The 17,004-nt window shown below is 42.1% G+C and carries 18 protein-coding genes and 2 tRNA genes; 5 read left to right on the top strand and 15 right to left on the bottom strand.

The features are described from left to right. Positions 1 to 6 precede the first annotated feature (6 nt). Positions 7 to 588: a metal-binding protein gene (locus AACX33_RS16170; RefSeq protein ID WP_193998628.1), complete on the bottom strand. Its 582-nt coding sequence runs from the start codon at positions 586 to 588 to the stop codon at positions 7 to 9. Positions 589 to 712: 124 nt separating this feature from the next. On the opposite strand from AACX33_RS16170, the gene AACX33_RS16175 reads away from it, so the two are divergent. Further along, positions 713 to 785: transfer RNA gene (locus AACX33_RS16175), tRNA-Val, on the top strand. Between the two features lie 105 nt (positions 786 to 890). On the opposite strand, the gene AACX33_RS16180 is transcribed toward AACX33_RS16175, so the two are convergent. From AACX33_RS16180 to AACX33_RS16190, 3 genes are all read right to left on the bottom strand, one after another. Further along, complete coding sequence (locus AACX33_RS16180) at positions 891 to 1,871, bottom strand: AlbA family DNA-binding domain-containing protein (RefSeq protein WP_193998627.1); 981 nt, start codon at positions 1,869 to 1,871, stop codon at positions 891 to 893. 127 nt (positions 1,872 to 1,998) lie between these two features. Further along, complete coding sequence (locus AACX33_RS16185; RefSeq protein ID WP_193998626.1) at positions 1,999 to 2,337, bottom strand: type II toxin-antitoxin system PemK/MazF family toxin; 339 nt, start codon at positions 2,335 to 2,337, stop codon at positions 1,999 to 2,001. Continuing rightward, positions 2,324 to 2,548 (bottom strand): ribbon-helix-helix domain-containing protein, encoded by a 225-nt coding sequence (locus AACX33_RS16190; protein ID WP_193998625.1) that lies wholly within the window; start codon positions 2,546 to 2,548, stop codon positions 2,324 to 2,326. Before AACX33_RS16190 ends, AACX33_RS16185 begins: the two co-directional genes overlap by 14 nt. Before the next feature lie 142 nt (positions 2,549 to 2,690). Between AACX33_RS16190 and leuC the strand changes: the two genes are divergently transcribed. Beyond that, complete coding sequence (gene leuC, locus AACX33_RS16195) at positions 2,691 to 4,094, top strand: 3-isopropylmalate dehydratase large subunit (RefSeq protein WP_193998624.1); 1,404 nt, start codon at positions 2,691 to 2,693, stop codon at positions 4,092 to 4,094. 192 nt (positions 4,095 to 4,286) lie between these two features. Continuing rightward, positions 4,287 to 4,895 (top strand): 3-isopropylmalate dehydratase small subunit, encoded by a 609-nt coding sequence (leuD, locus tag AACX33_RS16200; RefSeq protein ID WP_193998623.1) that lies wholly within the window; start codon positions 4,287 to 4,289, stop codon positions 4,893 to 4,895. A gap of 269 nt (positions 4,896 to 5,164) precedes the next feature. On the opposite strand, the gene AACX33_RS16205 is transcribed toward leuD, so the two are convergent. From AACX33_RS16205 to AACX33_RS16245, 9 genes are all read right to left on the bottom strand, one after another. Next, the gene (locus AACX33_RS16205) at positions 5,165 to 6,346 is read right to left on the bottom strand and encodes a CapA family protein (protein WP_193998622.1); all 1,182 of its coding nucleotides are present in this window, start codon (positions 6,344 to 6,346) and stop codon (positions 5,165 to 5,167) included. A 128-nt stretch (positions 6,347 to 6,474) separates the two neighbouring features. Beyond that, a tRNA-Ser gene (locus tag AACX33_RS16210) sits at positions 6,475 to 6,559 on the bottom strand. 213 nt (positions 6,560 to 6,772) lie between these two features. After that, positions 6,773 to 7,882: a glutamate 5-kinase gene (gene proB / locus AACX33_RS16215; RefSeq protein ID WP_193998621.1), complete on the bottom strand. Its 1,110-nt coding sequence runs from the start codon at positions 7,880 to 7,882 to the stop codon at positions 6,773 to 6,775. Positions 7,883 to 8,374: 492 nt separating this feature from the next. After that, the gene (locus AACX33_RS16220) at positions 8,375 to 8,914 is read right to left on the bottom strand and encodes a YqeG family HAD IIIA-type phosphatase (RefSeq protein ID WP_193998620.1); all 540 of its coding nucleotides are present in this window, start codon (positions 8,912 to 8,914) and stop codon (positions 8,375 to 8,377) included. 166 nt (positions 8,915 to 9,080) lie between these two features. Beyond that, a complete protein-coding gene (locus AACX33_RS16225) occupies positions 9,081 to 9,653 on the bottom strand; it encodes a DUF3727 domain-containing protein (protein ID WP_193998619.1) in 573 nt (190 codons plus the stop codon). A gap of 141 nt (positions 9,654 to 9,794) precedes the next feature. Further along, complete coding sequence (gene ruvX, locus AACX33_RS16230; RefSeq protein WP_193998618.1) at positions 9,795 to 10,271, bottom strand: Holliday junction resolvase RuvX; 477 nt, start codon at positions 10,269 to 10,271, stop codon at positions 9,795 to 9,797. Between the two features lie 91 nt (positions 10,272 to 10,362). After that, complete coding sequence (locus tag AACX33_RS16235; protein WP_193998617.1) at positions 10,363 to 11,619, bottom strand: GNAT family N-acetyltransferase; 1,257 nt, start codon at positions 11,617 to 11,619, stop codon at positions 10,363 to 10,365. Between the two features lie 219 nt (positions 11,620 to 11,838). Then, a complete protein-coding gene (locus tag AACX33_RS16240; protein WP_193998616.1) occupies positions 11,839 to 12,045 on the bottom strand; it encodes a hypothetical protein in 207 nt (68 codons plus the stop codon). A 269-nt stretch (positions 12,046 to 12,314) separates the two neighbouring features. Then, positions 12,315 to 12,581 carry a WD40 repeat domain-containing protein gene (locus AACX33_RS16245; protein WP_193998615.1) on the bottom strand — a complete coding sequence of 89 codons (267 nt, stop codon included), beginning with the start codon at positions 12,579 to 12,581 and terminating at the stop codon, positions 12,315 to 12,317. Positions 12,582 to 12,739: 158 nt separating this feature from the next. On the opposite strand from AACX33_RS16245, the gene AACX33_RS16250 reads away from it, so the two are divergent. After that, the gene (locus AACX33_RS16250) at positions 12,740 to 13,357 is read left to right on the top strand and encodes a Coq4 family protein (RefSeq protein WP_193998614.1); all 618 of its coding nucleotides are present in this window, start codon (positions 12,740 to 12,742) and stop codon (positions 13,355 to 13,357) included. A 58-nt stretch (positions 13,358 to 13,415) separates the two neighbouring features. Next, a complete protein-coding gene (locus AACX33_RS16255) occupies positions 13,416 to 14,798 on the top strand; it encodes a cytochrome P450 (RefSeq protein ID WP_193998613.1) in 1,383 nt (460 codons plus the stop codon). 153 nt (positions 14,799 to 14,951) lie between these two features. On the opposite strand, the gene AACX33_RS16260 is transcribed toward AACX33_RS16255, so the two are convergent. Together AACX33_RS16260 and AACX33_RS16265 are read right to left on the bottom strand one after the other, a co-directional pair. After that, positions 14,952 to 15,530, bottom strand: coding sequence for a hypothetical protein (locus tag AACX33_RS16260; RefSeq protein WP_193998612.1), 579 nt, complete (start codon positions 15,528 to 15,530; stop codon positions 14,952 to 14,954). 449 nt (positions 15,531 to 15,979) lie between these two features. Beyond that, positions 15,980 to 16,867, bottom strand: a complete 888-nt coding sequence (locus AACX33_RS16265; protein ID WP_193998611.1) for a 4-hydroxybenzoate solanesyltransferase — start codon at positions 16,865 to 16,867, stop codon at positions 15,980 to 15,982. Positions 16,868 to 17,004: the final 137 nt, after the last annotated feature.

The raw sequence follows: 17,004 nt of genomic DNA on the forward strand, positions 1-17,004 counted from the left end.
GTGTGCTTACCTTAGCGTACCTCTGCGTTTAACTCCTCCCTTCCTCCTCCTCCCCTTCTTCCCAGCAAACAAACTCCGCACCCCCTGCTTCTGCACCCGCTTATAAGCCGAACCCCCCCAATCGCTGAGAGAATGACTCATCGCACCGAGTTCCAACCCCAAAAACAGAGCCAAATATTCAGTAGTATAAACCACAAGCGATCGCCCCAAAGCCCGACTCAAATCCTGCCAAGTCACCGCCAAAATCCCCAGCATTTCCCCCACTAGCAAAAATGCGATCGCCACCAGCGCCAGGAAACACCCCAGATAAATCACCCGGATAATTGTCCCAATAATCGGCCCGTGAGAAAAAACAGAACGATGGCGCAGCTTTTTTTGATAAGGTCGCCAAATACAGCGCAAAAAGCCCCAGCGTTGGAACTGACGCGAGTAAATATCCAAATCCGGGCCGAACATCAGACCGCTAAACATAAACCCACTAGCAACCAACAAAGTTAAATTGCTGCTGCGAGTTTGCCATAAAGTCACACCGGCGATTACAGGCAGAGAATATAAAGTGATGCGATCGTGCGTTCCACCAGAGGGCATAAGTCAGTTGATCGCCTGTGTACAAAGGATTACTGAGTTATTATTGTACGTGAAAAAAAACTTTTCCCAAAGGGCTTGCGCGATTAGAAATACTTTGCTATATTGGTTTACTGTAAGAGAAAACGGGTGGTTAGCTCAGTTGGTAGAGCGCCTGCCTTACAAGCAGGATGTCATCAGTTCGAGTCTGGTACTACCCATCTAAAAGAAAAAATCCTCAGTTCGCGAATTGGGGATTTTTTTTGCATAAGTTATGAATTTAATCTAGCCTTTCAGCCTGGTTTTGAGATTTAATAATTGAGCGATCACTGCATCTTGTCAGCATTACTTACTGTCAAGCAATTTTTATTGAGGACAAATGTAAAACTACCATGATTAATCATTCCAGGTGATCTAATTCGCCATATACAGATATACTCTTTTTCTGAATCAGCATCTTCCATTGGAATAGTAAGTTTGATGGGTCTATCTGTAATTCTAAAATTAGTCCCCTTGAATATAGGTAACATTGCGGGAATAGCCCAGTTTTGACTAAGATGTGTAACAGAAATTGTTTCATCATCTTTTAAATAAATCAATAAATTATCTGTCTTTTTTAAATCATCACAGTTCTGCAACTTGAGAGCTGAATCTATAAAGACATCCATCACAGCATAAGATGCAGGTTCTTCTGCTCTATTCTCTACGCTAATAATTAAATCTATTTCTTCACTGAATAGGTGATCCTGATGAAATTGAATTGGGACAGTATGCTGACCACCAAGAGAAAAAACAAAGTTTAGATCAGGCGTTGTTGCTCTATGGAGAATATCTCTGATTTCATAATCCTCCATCGCGATTGATGCAAAATTGAAACGTTTGTAATATCTCTTATCGGCAGCTTGATGAGGCGCTCTTGTTGTAGCTTGAGGAATTGAAATTACATACAATATATGACCAGGATTAGAAGTACGCAGTTCTATTTGCTTAATGATAAGTCCGTTTATACGAGGATGAATGTTTGAATTTATAATCTGTTCTAATCTCTCTTTAGATAAGTTATTAGGATCAAATCCTGTATCAATTTCAGTAATAAGATGATCCTTTTCTTTTACACCATAAATAATTATACCTCCAGCAGAGTTGGCAAAAGATGAGACATCTTTACTAAGTTCTGTTTTCTTTTTATCAGTAAGTGGGAAGAGTGAACCGCATTCTTTATAATCAAGTTCAAGGTTTTCCTGAACGCCATCTTTAATCATAGAAAAAATCGTTTCTTCAGACCATTCTTTGAGTTGTGTCGTCATTTTCTACCTGAAAAAACAGTAATTGAATGAAAGATATTCATCATTTATACTACTAAGCCATGCCACATTATAACTTTGGCTAAAGACAGCAGATAAAAGCCCAAACCCATTAAAAATACTTTAAATCCTACTCCAGACCTAAATGCAACTTGAGAGCAGCATCAACTAATTCTATGAAATCTTGACTCAAACAGCCTACCATATCTCCCAAAATGCGCTGTTTAGAAATCGTGCGTACCTGTTGCGCTTGTACTTTTGAAGGCTTGGATAAACCAGAATCTTCTGGATTTAACAACACTTCAAAAGGATACACACGATTTATATTAGATGTAATTGGTACAATCGTCACCGTATTTGAAGCATTATTATTAGCGTCATTGCTGACAATGAGTACAGGACGGCGTTTATCCATTTCTGAACCGACTGCGGGACTGAGATTTGCAAAGTAAATTTCACCACGTTTCATCTGTCAGTCCATCCCCGACGGTGACATCCCATTCTGGGTTAAATTCTGCCGCTGCTTCGCGGTAAGCTTGTTCTAACTCTTGATATCGCAGTAACTCTATTGCTAACTCAATCACTTGAGAACGAGATTTACACCCTTTAGTAACTTTGTAATTCTCCACAAACTGCACCAAAGACGCTGGTAAGGAAATAGAAAGTTTTTCAGCTTGCATGGTATTACCAAAAGGTAATTTAATTTTTCCTACTTTATCTTAGCCTAAATAGTAGGAAGCCGTACATTTAACGTAAAACAGCAAAAGCCGGACACTTTTTTGATACGATAGTATTCCTGATTCGTGAAATAACGATTTTCGTATGAGCAAAGGCACCCTGTTTGATAAAGTTTGGAACTTACACACCGTTGGAACACTTCCTTCAGGGCTGACGCAACTATTTATCGGGCTTCACCTGATTCACGAAGTCACCAGTCCCCAAGCCTTTGCCATGTTGCGGGAAAGGGGTTTGAAGATGCTGTTTCCAGAACGAACTATAGCCACAGTCGATCACATCGTCCCGACTGAAAATCAAGCCCGGCCATTTAGCGATCGCATGGCGGAAGATATGATCCAGGCTTTAGAACAAAACTGTCAAGAAAATAATATTACCTTTCATAACATCGGTTCTGGTAATCAAGGGATAGTCCACGTCATCGCCCCAGAACAAGGACTGACTCAGCCAGGAATGACGATCGCTTGTGGAGATAGCCACACATCTAGCCACGGCGCATTCGGTGCGATCGCATTTGGGATTGGTACTAGCCAAGTGCGGGACGTTCTCGCCTCTCAAACCCTGGCTTTATCGAAACTCAAAGTCCGCAAAATAGAAGTTAACGGGACTTTAAACCCTGGTGTGTACGCCAAAGATGTGATCCTGCACATCATTCGGACATTAGGTGTAAAAGGTGGCGTAGGTTATGCCTATGAATATGCAGGAACCACCTTTGAGCAAATGAACATGGAAGAACGGATGACCGTTTGCAACATGGCTATTGAAGGTGGCGCAAGATGCGGTTATGTCAACCCGGATCAAGTCACCTATGATTACTTAAAAGGTAGAGACTTCGCCCCCAAAGGTGCAGAATGGGACAAAGCCGTGGCTTGGTGGGAATCCATCAAAAGTGATGCTGATGCCGAATACGATGATATTGTAGTCTTCGACGCGGCGGATATTTCCCCCACAGTCACTTGGGGAATTACACCCGGTCAAGGTATCGGCGTAAACCAATTTATCCCCAAGCCCGAAGAATTGCTAGAAGAAGACCGATTTATTGCGGAAGAAGCTTATCAATACATGGATTTGTTTCCCGGTCAACCGATAAAAGGCACTAAAATTGATGTCTGCTTTATTGGGAGTTGCACCAACGGCAGAATCAGCGATTTGCGAGAAGCGGCAAAAATTGCTCAAGGTCGCCACGTTGCTGAGGGAGTCAAAGCCTTTGTTGTCCCTGGTTCGGAACGGGTGAAAGAAGAAGCCGAAGCCGAAGGACTGCACAAAATCTTTGAAGCAGCGGGTTTTGAGTGGCGTGAACCCGGATGTTCTATGTGTTTAGCCATGAACCCCGATAAACTCCAAGGTAGACAAATCAGCGCTTCTTCTTCTAACCGCAACTTTAAAGGTAGACAAGGTTCCTCTTCTGGGCGCACATTACTCATGAGTCCGGCGATGGTAGCGACTGCGGCTATCCGCGGCGAAATCTCAGACGTGCGCGAGTTGCTATAAAAAGAAAACCACAGATATATCTTGTGGGGTGGGCATACTATGGCTAACGCCACGCTACGCGAACGACAAGCTCAGTACAAGTCTTGCCCGCCCTTGTGTAAATTAGAACTCATCTGTGTACGTTGATATGTCTGTGGATAAAAATCTTTTCCAACCAGATTGTTGTCAAAAATCGAGTCAAAATTAAAATTTATGGTCAGTGAAGTTAAAAAAATCTCAGGGCGCGGTATAATCCTTATCGGGGATGATATAGACACAGACAGAATTATTCCCGCCCGTTATTTGAAAGCCATCACCTTTGATGGATTAGGCGAAGGCGTATTTATCGATGACCGCACAGCATTAAAAGGCGAACATCCCTTTGACCAATCCCAGTACCAAGGGGCAAACGTTTTAATAGTTAACCGTAACTTTGGCTGTGGTTCATCAAGAGAACACGCACCCCAGGCGATCGCTAAATGGGGAATTAAAGCTTTAATCGGTGAAAGTTTCGCCGAAATCTTTTTTGGTAACTGTGTAGCAATGGGCATACCTTGCTTGACAGCCGATGCAGCTACAGTCAAAAAACTGCAAACACTTGTCGCTACCAATGCCCAAGCCAGCATGACAGTGAACTTGGAAACCTTAGAAGTGCAAATCGGTGATTATACTGCCAAAGTTGCCATGAATGAAGGGACTCGCAGCACTTTTATTGCTGGTACATGGGATGCTTGCGGTCAGTTAGTCGCTAATGCTGAGGAAGTTCGAGCAACGGCTGCTAAACTGCCTTATGTGAGTTGGGGTAAATTAGCCGCGAGTTAAGTTAGTCGGCGCGGACAATTCCATCGACGTTAGAAAGGATGTATTTAACGAAGGGTGTGTTATGCAGTAGGCTAACGCACCTGGAATTAGAATTTTTCGCCAATTTTAACGCCTAGATTTATCTAATACCAATTTATGTGAGGCTGCACATAATCCTGAAATTTCTTGATTAATCCATCTTCATCTGCGTCCATCTGTGTCCATCTGCGTTCAATTATTCTTGATATTTTATTCCATGCAGCTTCATGTTAATTTATCTGAGAGTGCTATTAAATATCTGGATCATTCTTCAGCAAAACAATTTCCCCCTGATCGTTAATTTGTATTGGCTCGACAAGGTGATTATTTTTATTTAAATCACGCAGCAGTCCCACAGTCCGAAAAAGCTGATCAATTTCAGGTATTCCCTGACTATTTAAATGTACAGGGATAATCCGACCCGCAACCAAATCACCCAGGGAATTGAGCTTCACTTCTAATATCATTGAGTATGCAGTTTCAGCCTTTGTGGATAAAGTCCGATATCCGAGAAAGTTACCCAAAGAATAAGCAATTAATTTACCCTTATACATTTCCATTGCTCTGGGAACGTGAGGGCCATGTCCTAGCACTAAATCTGCGCCTGCATCTATGACTGTGCGAGCAAACTTGATGGAATTACCTCGGTTTTCTCCGTAAAAAAACTCTGTTTTATTTCTAACGTGCAGTGCTGCGGTTCCTTCCGCTCCACCGTGCATAGATACAACTACAATGTGAGCATTCTTTTTAGCTTCAGTGACAAGGGCTTGGGCTGCTGGCAAATTATGAATAGAATTATACATATTATAGGGAGCAAAACCAATTATGGCGATCGCCATCTTATTTGCTTCTAAATACAGAATTTGATTTTTATGACCTAATGTAGCAATACCCACATTTGTCAGGTTTTTAACTGTATCCTCAAAACCCACTTGTCCAAAGTCCATTGCATGGTTATTGGCTATATGGAAAACATTAAACCCCACCTCAGCGAATAATTTGGCATAGATAGGTGGAGAACGAAAAGCAAAAACTTTTCCCCGACTGATATTTTTAGCACTGTAGGGATGGTTAGTGAAGGTACTTTCAAAGTTACCAAGCAAAATATCAGATCCTTGCAAGTATTTTCTCACAGGATTTGGTAACAATTGAGCTTCTGACTGAGGCAATCTATCATCAGGGAAGTTAGTTCCCGGAATCATATCCCCAACCGCTTTGATGCTAATGGTATCTAAAACAGTTTCCGCTTCCTTTAGCGGTGGTGTTGGTTCTGGTTCAGCAAAAACATATAACTCTGATTCAGTCAATGGAGCGGTCGCATCTGATACTTGAAATTGTCCAAAGCGAATGAAGACTCCAATCCCAATACCTAGAGAAAAACAGCCACTAATAAAACCAAATGACAGTAATTGCACCAGTCTTTGATTTACCATTGTTTACTCCTCGCACAATGGCATTAGTTTAGCCCAAAGCTCAGTAATTTCTGTATATATAGAGTAATTCTGGGAACAAAGTTAAATGAATAAACCTGAACCCAGACAAAAAATACCAGAGATAAAAACGGAGAGGGGGGGATTCGAACCCCCGTTGGGTTTCCCCAAAACGCATTTCGAGTGCGTCACCATCAACCACTCGGACACCTCTCCAGATATGTATTTAAATTAGGTAAATGCTATTAGACTGATCGGCGGTTAATTATTTATTTCCGCTATTTTGCCCAAAAGCTGATTGCATACTATTACCTATTATAGCATTCATAGTCATTTAATCGCTAAAGAATATGAATTAAATCACATAAAAATTTGGTTTTTAATCTCACCCCGCTTTTGAATTGCGTCAATTTTATTCCATCCGCATTTCTAAGTCAGAACTAAATTATCGCGATGAATCACAGTTTCTACACCTACATAGCCCAAAATTGTGAAAATTTCCCTGGAATGACATCCACGAATCTTTTGTAGTTCGTCGCTGCTATAGTTGACAAGTCCTCTGGCAATTTCGTTTCCTTGGTTGTCGCACAACTGTACAGCTTCTTGAGCGTCAAACTCTCCTGACACTGATTTAATCCCCGCAGCCAATAATGATTTTCCGGCTTGAGCGATCGCCGCGATCGCCCCTGTATCCAAGTATAATTTTCCCGCCGGGACTAGACCATAAGCTATCCAACGTTTACGCGCCGAAGTTGGTTCCGGCTGTGGTTGAAAGTGAGTCCCTAGCGGTTCCCCTGCGATAATTTTCTGGATATTCTGCGGAAATCGTCCTTGGGTAATCACGGTACGAACTCCCGCCGCAATGGCAATTCTCGCCGCAGAAATTTTAGTTGACATCCCACCAGTACCCCATTGAGAACCTGGAGAGGTGGTTTCCACTTGTAATTCTGCCAATTCTTTGAGGCTACTTACCAAAGAGATCGGCTGTGCATCGGGTACGGAACGGGGATCGGCGGAATATAGCTTGTCTACATCGGTGAGAATAAATAACCAATCTGCTTCTACTAAACTCGCAACCAATGCCGAAAGGGTATCATTATCGCCAAATTTCAGTTCGTCCACTGCCACCGTATCATTTTCATTGACTACCGGAATTACTCCCAGTCCCAGTAGTTCCCGAAAAGTGTTGTAAGCATTGAGATAGCGGCTACGCTGTACCAAGTCGCTACGAGTCAGTAACACTTGAGCAATTGGCTGATTTAATGTAGTAAATAAATCATCATATATCCGCATTAACCGTCCTTGTCCCACTGCTGCTACTGCTTGTTTGAGAGCGATCGCTTTGGGGCGTTCAGTTAAGCCTAACCTGGCACAACCCACTCCCACAGCACCAGAGGAAACTAAAATCACCCGATGCCCTTGCTGCCTTAAATCACAAAGTGTTTCTGCTAAGGTGGCAATGGTGGAAAGGGCTAGCTGTCCGGTTTCTGGTTGGGTGAGGCTAGAAGTACCAATTTTGACAACAATTGTCTTAGTCATTAGTCATTAGTCATTAGTCATTAGTCATTAGTCATATCATGTTCGTTGGATGACTGATGAAACCTCTATACTTTGTTTCTTCTCTCCCCTCCTCGCTTGCGGCTACGGTTTACACACAAGTGATAGAATCGCCCCCTAACCCCCAATTATGGGGGAACAAGAATTTTCCAAGTCCCCCAAACTTGGGGGATTTAGGGGGCAAAACAGGCTCAAACGCAGACAGGAAGGACTTGTGTGTACAACATGATAGCCTCGCTTGCGGAGTGGGGTGTTAGATTGTGGTAATCGTCAACAACTAACCGAACGTAAAAATTTGTAAAGCGCCGATCCTTCTATATGTGAAGGCCGACGCTCTACGGGTTTATTTTTATCTTTTATGAACTAGGGTCTTTATTGGGCTGACCCCATATTATCAATAATAATAATCCCCGATTTTTGTCACCTAGATACATTTCTTAATGTTTTCTTTATATTTACTTTGGTGATGATTTATCAAGTTTTGTGAATTTTCGTTTCTTTAGGAGTAATAGTGGCTCCCAAGATTTCCGAGAACCAAACTTCAAAATTGCGGATAGGATGAGAGCGCAGGGCTGCATCAGGATGGACAATCGGTTCTACCAAAACGGTGAACATTCCTAGACGATTACCCGCTATGACATCGGTAAACAAGCGATCGCCTACCATTCCGACTTGGTTTGCTGGGAGATTCATCGCTGTGAGTGCGGCTCTAATTTTCCGTCGTGATGGCTTGGCTGCGCCTAAATAATAGGGCAAATTTAGCGATCGCGCGATTCCACCAATGCGGGTTTCACTGAGATTATTACTTACCAAACACAAATCTGTACAAGTCCGAACTTGCTCTACCCACTGTTGCAATTCTGGGGAAGCTAGCCCCACTGTAAACGGTACTAGTGTTTCATCCACATCCAATACCAGACCCTTCAGCCCGTATTGTTGAATGATTTCGGGTGTCAGGTTTAATATAGAACCTTCTAAAATCAAGTCAGGTTGTAAGAGCTTGTTCCAGGTCATAGTCAAATTTAACGACTTAATAATAAAAATTATATAGCAGTCCTAATTGACTTCTCCAAACCTAAAGACTAGGGGATTTGCATATCAAATAGGATTGCTATAGATGGATGCTTGATTGAAAAATCCGCGATTAAAAATCTAGAAGCATAACATTTTAATTTTGAATTTATTCGACTTCGTTAAAAAGTTGCTCTTCTAACAGTGGTTGTACTTTCTTAAATTCCTCTGGGGAAAGTAGTTCAGGTTGGCCGGTGTTTGAAATCCGGGCAAAAAACAGCAGAGGATCGAGTGGTGTATAAACTGCGTATTCTTGATCTGTATCATAGAAGCTAGCTAGTAGCTGCAATTGCTCAGGCTCCAAATCTGCCTCTTCATCTTCGATTTCTAAGGTGAAAAGTTCTGACTCTTCCACTGCTGGTAAATCACCCGCCACTGTCAGAGCATACGCAGTATTTTTGACGATCAAATTTTGTTCAGCTAACACAGCTTGAGCCGTGGCAAAAATTTGGTTAATGACAGCATCATCATCTACCAAAACCGCCTCTTCTTCTTCTTCGTCACCTTGCCAAGCAAAAATTTCTATGGGTGAGTCTACAGGAAGCAGTAAAACATATTCTTGTCCATCTACCGAAAGCGAATGTTCAACATAACATTCGAGGGTTCGCCCTGTATCATCGGTCAGAGTGATGGAACCTGCATGAGCATGATCATTTTCTTCAGGAAATGGAGAGGGGAACATAGCCGGAGTGTGAAACTTTAATAAATACCAGCATATGTACAAATTTCTTGGCTGTTTAATGACCAATTTAGTCAAAACAATAGCTTCCGAACTCGATACAAGTGTTGGTGATTAGCTTTCAGAATATCATGTAAAAAGGTATCAATACTTTAAGGCTAGCACCGATTTAGAGAAGTTGGCGCGCCTAGTGTCCAGCCATTGTTGCAAAATGATCGATGCTGCCTTCCGGTCAATTAAACCTTTATGGCGTGATGGGGAGCGATTTTCAGCTATTAACAGTTGCTCTGCTTGAAAAGAAGTTAATCGCTCATCTACATATTCCACAGGCAATTGCAATGCCTTCGCCAGTTTTTTGGCAAATTTCTGCACTTGACGCGCCTGGAATCCGAGAGTCCCATCCATTGAGTAAGGTAAACCAATCACCAGAACTTGCACCTGACGCTCATTGACTAAGTTGCGGATTTGCTGGACATCTCGCTCAAAGGATGTACGCTCAATCGTGGTTAGTCCTGTAGCAATTAAACCCGTACCATCGCACCCCGCTACACCCATCCGCTTGCGACCGAAATCTAAACCCAATGCTGAAATAAACGGCTGTGGCTGCTCTGGGGGTGTCATAGAATTTTGGATTTTAGATTTTAGATTTTAGATTGATTTCACAGATAAATCTGGGCTGGGGACTTGTACTATTAACAAAAAATTGCTCAAACTAGTTCTCCTGTGTTCTATCTGTTGTCTCCGGAATGGGGAATGCTTCCATACTCAAATTTTCGCACTTAAAGGTTAAAGGTTCTGATTTGGTTGGCGCTGGCCTGTCTGAGGCTGGTTGCTGCGTTTTTTGTATCCATGTCATCCCACCTGGTATGGGTTTACGAGCTGGTTGCAAACCTTGCAGCACCCCAGTCCACTGAATGCCTTCTAAGGAGACAAATTTAGACTCCCGCAGCTTATGCCAAACTGAACGAGACATCACTAAGGTATGTTCTATGCGTTCTGCCCCAATGCGCTCTAAATACTCTTCTCTTTCTGCTTGGTAGTCTGATGATGCGAGTTGTAAACCTTGCTGGGGGAAATCTTGGACAATACGAGCTAATTGGGAAAGTAACTCTGGGTACAGCCACGTATAAGCGGGGTGAACTGTCAGCGTGGCGACATGAGGAGTTTTACCTTTGCGATCAAGTTGGACTTGGAAATAGCCGATGGCTGCTTTGCGTTGGGGTTCAAAGACGTAACCACTAACTACTTCGGTTTTGGTTACCCACTGCTTGACAGCATCAGTTAAAGCCCCAAACAAACTGGTTTTAAAGTCGCGAGTGTTGCGGTCAAAAACTTGACGCACCAAAGGAGGCATTGATGCTGTATCTAACTGATAGAGTAATTGAGCATCGGCATTACTGACAGGGAGAAGATTGGGCAAGTCAGGCTCTGCTTGGGCTAATTCCGCGAGTAATTGGGGATCAATTTCCCAGTAGGTCATTTCTGCTAGACGCTGAAATCCATTTTGGCGATATAGTGCCAGTGCGTCTTTATCATTGACATTAACTTCTAATAGCCAAGTCCGAGCTTCCAAAATCGACTCAAAGCAATGGCGCAAAAGTTGCGAGCCGACTGCTTGCTTCTCCACAGATGGAGCCAGCATGACCCGATCAATCCGCCATGTACTGCGTGTGCGGTTAAAGGGTGACACTTGAATCATTCCTAAAAGCACTCGCCCTTGCTCTGCTACGTAGGCACAGAAGCGATACTTGAGGGGGTTAGGAAACCAACTCAAAAATTTGAGTAATCCATACCAACGCCGTAACCATTGCATCTGGCTAATTGCCAGTTGAGCTTCTTTGGGAGTGAGGCTTGTGAATGAGTCTTGAGTTATTTGTTCAATTCCGTCCAGATCCCGGTATTGGGCTGGCCGGATGACAACGCTGAGGTGTCGAGGAAGTAATGAAGTCATTTTAATTCGAGCTGCCATTTAGCCTTAACTTACTGAGTCAGAGGAACTGTTGCAATAATTAATTTTAACGGCTTTCCGCTCCTAGCTATTGCGCCCAAAGAGTTATTTTTGTAACTTGATACTAAAATATGATCATGAATAAACCAAAATAAAGCAGACTTGATGAGAACAACCTTGCTGTTGACCCAACAATATCTGCTTTCATTTTATGAGATTTTCGAGAAAGATTTGGAACTATTACAGCCCTTGTCGGGAAATTAGCTTTTCAAAGTTGGCTTGAGTTTGGTGAAGCAGTTGCTCTCGGCTATCTGCAACTGAAAATGTCTGCTTCAGGGTTGGAACCAGATTGCGGGCTTGTAGAGTCATGTGAAGTTGCAAGTGGGCAACATATTCGCTGAAATCTTCATTTGCTACAACTGCGCCCGTTGAAATATTTGATTCCATTGCCACTGGATTCTCCTTAACTTAATGCTGTGTTGTTTCTCTACATCATCAGAACTTATCACATTGTTTTCCTTAGCTTCTTAATTCGCAATGAAGTTTAATGTTTTTTTGCATTGCGGATGTGAACGCTTTTGCTGTGAATCTGGGGTGGTGTTCTCTTTGAAGGTGCGCGTACTGCGGAGAAGAAAGCCCAGACAAGAAAGAATTTTGGCGTGATTTAGGATTGCTAGGGTCAGCAATAGGCTGAAATTTTAACTGCGATCGCTATTCTAACTCTCTACTGCACCCAAATTCATTAAGGTCGATTTCTGCGCCTCTGTCCCACCTGTAATTCCGTAAATATTCCTGGATTCATACAGGGGTGAGGTTCTTAAGCTTTTAACACATTTTGGGGTGAGCAGATCCCAGATTTTAATCCCAGCGTTGGCATCGCCACTGACTATAATTTTACCATCAGGACTAAATGCCACTGCACCAATCCAGTTAGGTCTGGGTTTGAAAGTTTTGATACATTCGCCGTTAGCAATATTCCACAATTTGACGTAAAAATTATCACTACCACTGGCGAGTCATCTGCCTTGGAGGTTAGAGGCGATCGCATGAATGAAATCGACCGCAAATCTTTGACATCCCTGATCTTGGTGATGTTTGAGGACAAGTAGCTACGCATTACCCAAAATACAGGAGGGTGATTATGTTCAAGAAATTGAAACAAATTAAAATGCTTCTGACTTATAAAAACTCAAACCATTTAGGTGATTTAGCTATTCTTAAATCGGAGTTATTTGAGGCAAAAATTCCGCCAGAAGTAGCTTCTAAATTTCAAGAAGTAGTGGGATATCATCCTTTTATTGATTTAGACAAATTAAGCCAATATCCTCAAGGTTCCTTTGGACGAGAATATGCTGACCATATGCAAGCAAATCATCTGCGACCCTTCAATATCAGTCCTGAGCTAGAGGACGTTGCTAGATGTAATGTGTTTGCTTTGCGATATGCGGTTACTCACGATATTTTTCATGTTTTACTGGGATTTGATACCACCTATGCTGGAGAAATCGGGGTTCTGGCTTTTGCAGTTGAGCAGAACTATAGCAAAGCACTAAAAATTGGTTTATGGATAGCTAAATTACTCTATCCTATGCTTGCCCCTCAACAAATTAAAGCAATTTTGAGGAATTTGTCCCAAGGTAGAGAAATGGCAAAAAATGCTGACTTTCTTTTGGGTTATCGATTTGAAGAACATTGGTTAGACTCAATTGCTGAGGTGAGAAAATGCTTATCTTTACCTCCAATAGCAACGTCTTCATGATTCCACAACTACAGCATCTGATAACTGAGTTCATATATCAAAAAAACAGGAGTTTGTAATGATTACAAATCCAGAAAATTCGGCAATTCACAAGAGTGCTAAATTACCACCAAAATTTCGCTCACCTAGATTTATTCAAACGATGCAATCAATTTTTACTCCCATATCTTCTTTAGAGGAAGCTCAACAACGCTATGGAGATATTTATTTAGCGGAATTTAGTAGTTTTCCTTCGCAAGTAGTGCTGAGTAATGTCCAAGCAATTGAGGCAGTTTTTACAGCCGATGCTAACCTGTTTGAAATCGATTCAGAAGGCCAAATTATCGAACCGCTCTTGGGGGCTAACTCGTTAGTATTACTTGATGGCGATCGCCACTTACAACAGCGTAAACTGTTAATGCCTCCCTTCCACGGTGAACGGATGCGGGCTTATGGTCAATTAATCCGTGATATTACTCAGCAAGTTACTAATCAGTGGACTGTGGGAGAAAATTTTGTCGCTCGTACTAGTATGCAAGATATTTCCTTGCAAGTAATTTTACGTGCTGTTTTTGGCTTAAAAGAAGGGGAACGTTACCAACAAATCAAGGAAGTTTTAACTGAGATGTTGGATACTTTTAATTCTCCTTTGAGTTCTGTATTTTTGTTTCTCAAGTCATTACAACGCGATTTAGGTGCTTGGAGTCCTTGGGGCAAATTTATCCGGCGCAGAAAACAGTTTAATGAATTGATTTACCAAGAAATTCGGGAACGTCGTCATCATCGTGAATCTCAGGGTAATGATATCCTCAGCTTGTTATTATCTGCACGGGATGAAAATGGGGAAGAAATGACTGATGTGGAGTTACGCGATCAGTTAATAACTATGTTATTTGCTGGTCATGAAACTACCGCTATCGCTCTAGCTTGGGCTTTATATTGGGTTCATTCTATTCCAGAAGTGCGGGAAAAATTGCTGCAAGAACTCAATTCTATTGATGTAGCTAATGCAGATCCCACCGTAATTACTCAACTGCCATATTTGAATGCTGTCTGTTCGGAAACGCTGCGGATTTATCCAGTTGTTTTCTTTAGTTTGCCGCGCATTCTCAAAGCACCTATGCAATTAATGGGCTATGATTTACCAAAAGGGATGATGCTGTCTATATGTACTTATCTGACTCACCAGCGCCCAGATATTTACCCAGAACCTCAGCGTTTTAGACCAGAACGTTTTTTAGAACGGCAGTTTTCTCCCTATGAATTTTTACCTTTTGGGGGTGGAAATCGTCGCTGTATTGGTGCGGCATTTGCTTTATTTGAAATGAAATTAGTTTTGGCAACCATCCTCTCAAATTATTCCTTAGAACTGCTGGATAAAGAGCCGCTTAATCCTGTTCGCCGGGGCATAGTATTTGCACCCAATGGCGGCGTTAATTTGAGGGTAAAAGCTAAATTTTAGCGGTAGAGAACAGGAAATCAGGGGAGTGGGAAGTTAGGCACTGAAAAATCAAAAAATCTCCCCAAGTTTCTTGTGCTGCGGGTAAGCTCGCCATTTATGGACGAAGCTGCGCCGAAAGTCCGAAGTTTTGCCTGCTAATAGGATAACTTGGAGTTACCATTTTTCAGTCCAATAGACAATCTCTGAGGCTGAACTATCAATGGCTACGCCATAACTATGGCCATGATTCCATTTGAAGCCGGGTGTACCTCTGTCTTGGGCATCTAATACTAAGATTGTATATGTGGGTGGAAATGATTCTTTAGAGGCATCACTGGTGTAAAAGAATGTGGTCGGCACACCATTTTCTTGGTTAATGTGGTCGTTTGTACTACCACCTGTGTATTGATATTTAGCCAGGGTTTGATATTCTGAAAGTAATTTTTGGATTTTTTCTGGTGACTGTTTTAGCCTGATTTGAAAAAAACTACCTTCTGATGAAAGTCCAGAAGAATAAGCAATCCGGACGTTTTTAGTCCCACTGGGCAGATCATGAGGAAAATGTTGAATGTGGTGATGATTAGTCCATAATTGCTGACGAATTTCTTGATAACGAGATGGGTCATTTATGACTTGACTTTCGCTGCTACTGCTAAAAGCTTTTCTCAGAAAAAAACTTCCCCCAACAATGCCAAGACTACCTAGAGAAAGTAAAGCTATCATGGCTATTTGGACAAGATGCGATCGCTTCATTGAGTTGGGTACATCTAAATTTTATAGTCATCTACCCAACTACTAAACACTGCTAACAGAGATATTGAGCAAAACTTTGCGTAATCCCCGCAAATCCCAGGAAATTGTAAAATTATTGTAAAAGTATGGGACACAGAAGAGGCAGGGGAGCAGGGAGCAGGGGGGAGAAGAGGGTGAGTTCCTAATGATCAATGACAAAGGACAAATGACGACCCTAGCCAGTTAACTTTATTTACGCCGACCTACTTATCCGTTTATGTCTTAGCCTCCTTGGCGGTTGCTATACGTGAAAATATCTAAAAAATAGATAATAATTGAGTAATAAATATCAAACCCATACAGTGGATTTCAAAGTATTATTTTTAGTAGATTAACGACTTTTTAATCGACAGGACGATCTGGCTGAGTGGGCTAGGTCGCTTTTTATGGTGTTTTTTCTGTTGGCACTACTACGCTAAAATAGATCCGGCAATCATTCCCGCCAGTAAAATAAAACCAATCCAGACATTTTGGCGGAAGATTTCACCATACACAGGGTTGGGTAGGTCTTGGTTTCTTAAACGTAAACACTGCCAAGTCCAGCCAATAGTAGCAATTGCGAGGCTAACCCAAAAGGTTATTTTCAGATGAATCAATATACCTAGCCAAGCTAGTAGAATCACTGTACTAACAAAGAAAATGCTGATAGCTAGAGGGGCGTAATTACCAAAAAATAAAGCGCTGGAATTCACGCCAATGCGTCGATCATCTTCGCGATCGCTCATAGCATAAACTGTATCAAATCCTAATGTCCACAATATAGTCGCGCCCCACAATAGCCAAGTTGGCTGAGAAAGAGTTTGTGTGACAGCACTCCAGCTAATCAAAACCGCAAAACCCCAAGCAATGGAAAGTACCAGCTGCGGTACGGGAAATACTCGCTTTGCACCGGGATAAAGCACAATTACTGGTACAGCTGCCACAGATAACCAGAAACTTAAGGGGTTAAGATATAAAGCGAGTGCTGCTGCACATACTAGGGAAATAATAGCGACCACAATTCCGACTTTGATAGACAGGGCGCGAGAAGCCAGAGGTCGATTTCGTGTTCTCTCTACTTCCGGATCAATGTTCCTATCCCATAAATCGTTGACTACACAACCAGCCGCACTCGTGGCCAAAGTACCTAAGACAATTACGCCTACTAAAGGTAAAGGTGGTTTTCCAGCGGCTGCTAAAAATACAGCCCAAAGGGCAGGAATCATTAAAATTAATCGTCCTTCTGGTTTATGCCACCGCAAAAGCCGGATAATAGTTAGCCATACAGGTTCCTGTTTACTTTTGTAAGGATTCAGCATAGAAATCAAGTAAGAACTTTAGATAGATGAATTCACACATCTTTACATCTATAGAATAACGTTATTTGATATTTGTAAAAGTATCACCTTTATAGCTGGGGAGTAGGGAGTAGGGAGTGGGGAGTGGGGGAAGAAGC

The organism is Nodularia sp. LEGE 04288 (assembly GCF_963896525.1).
Classification (GTDB): Bacteria; Cyanobacteriota; Cyanobacteriia; order Cyanobacteriales; family Nostocaceae; genus Nodularia.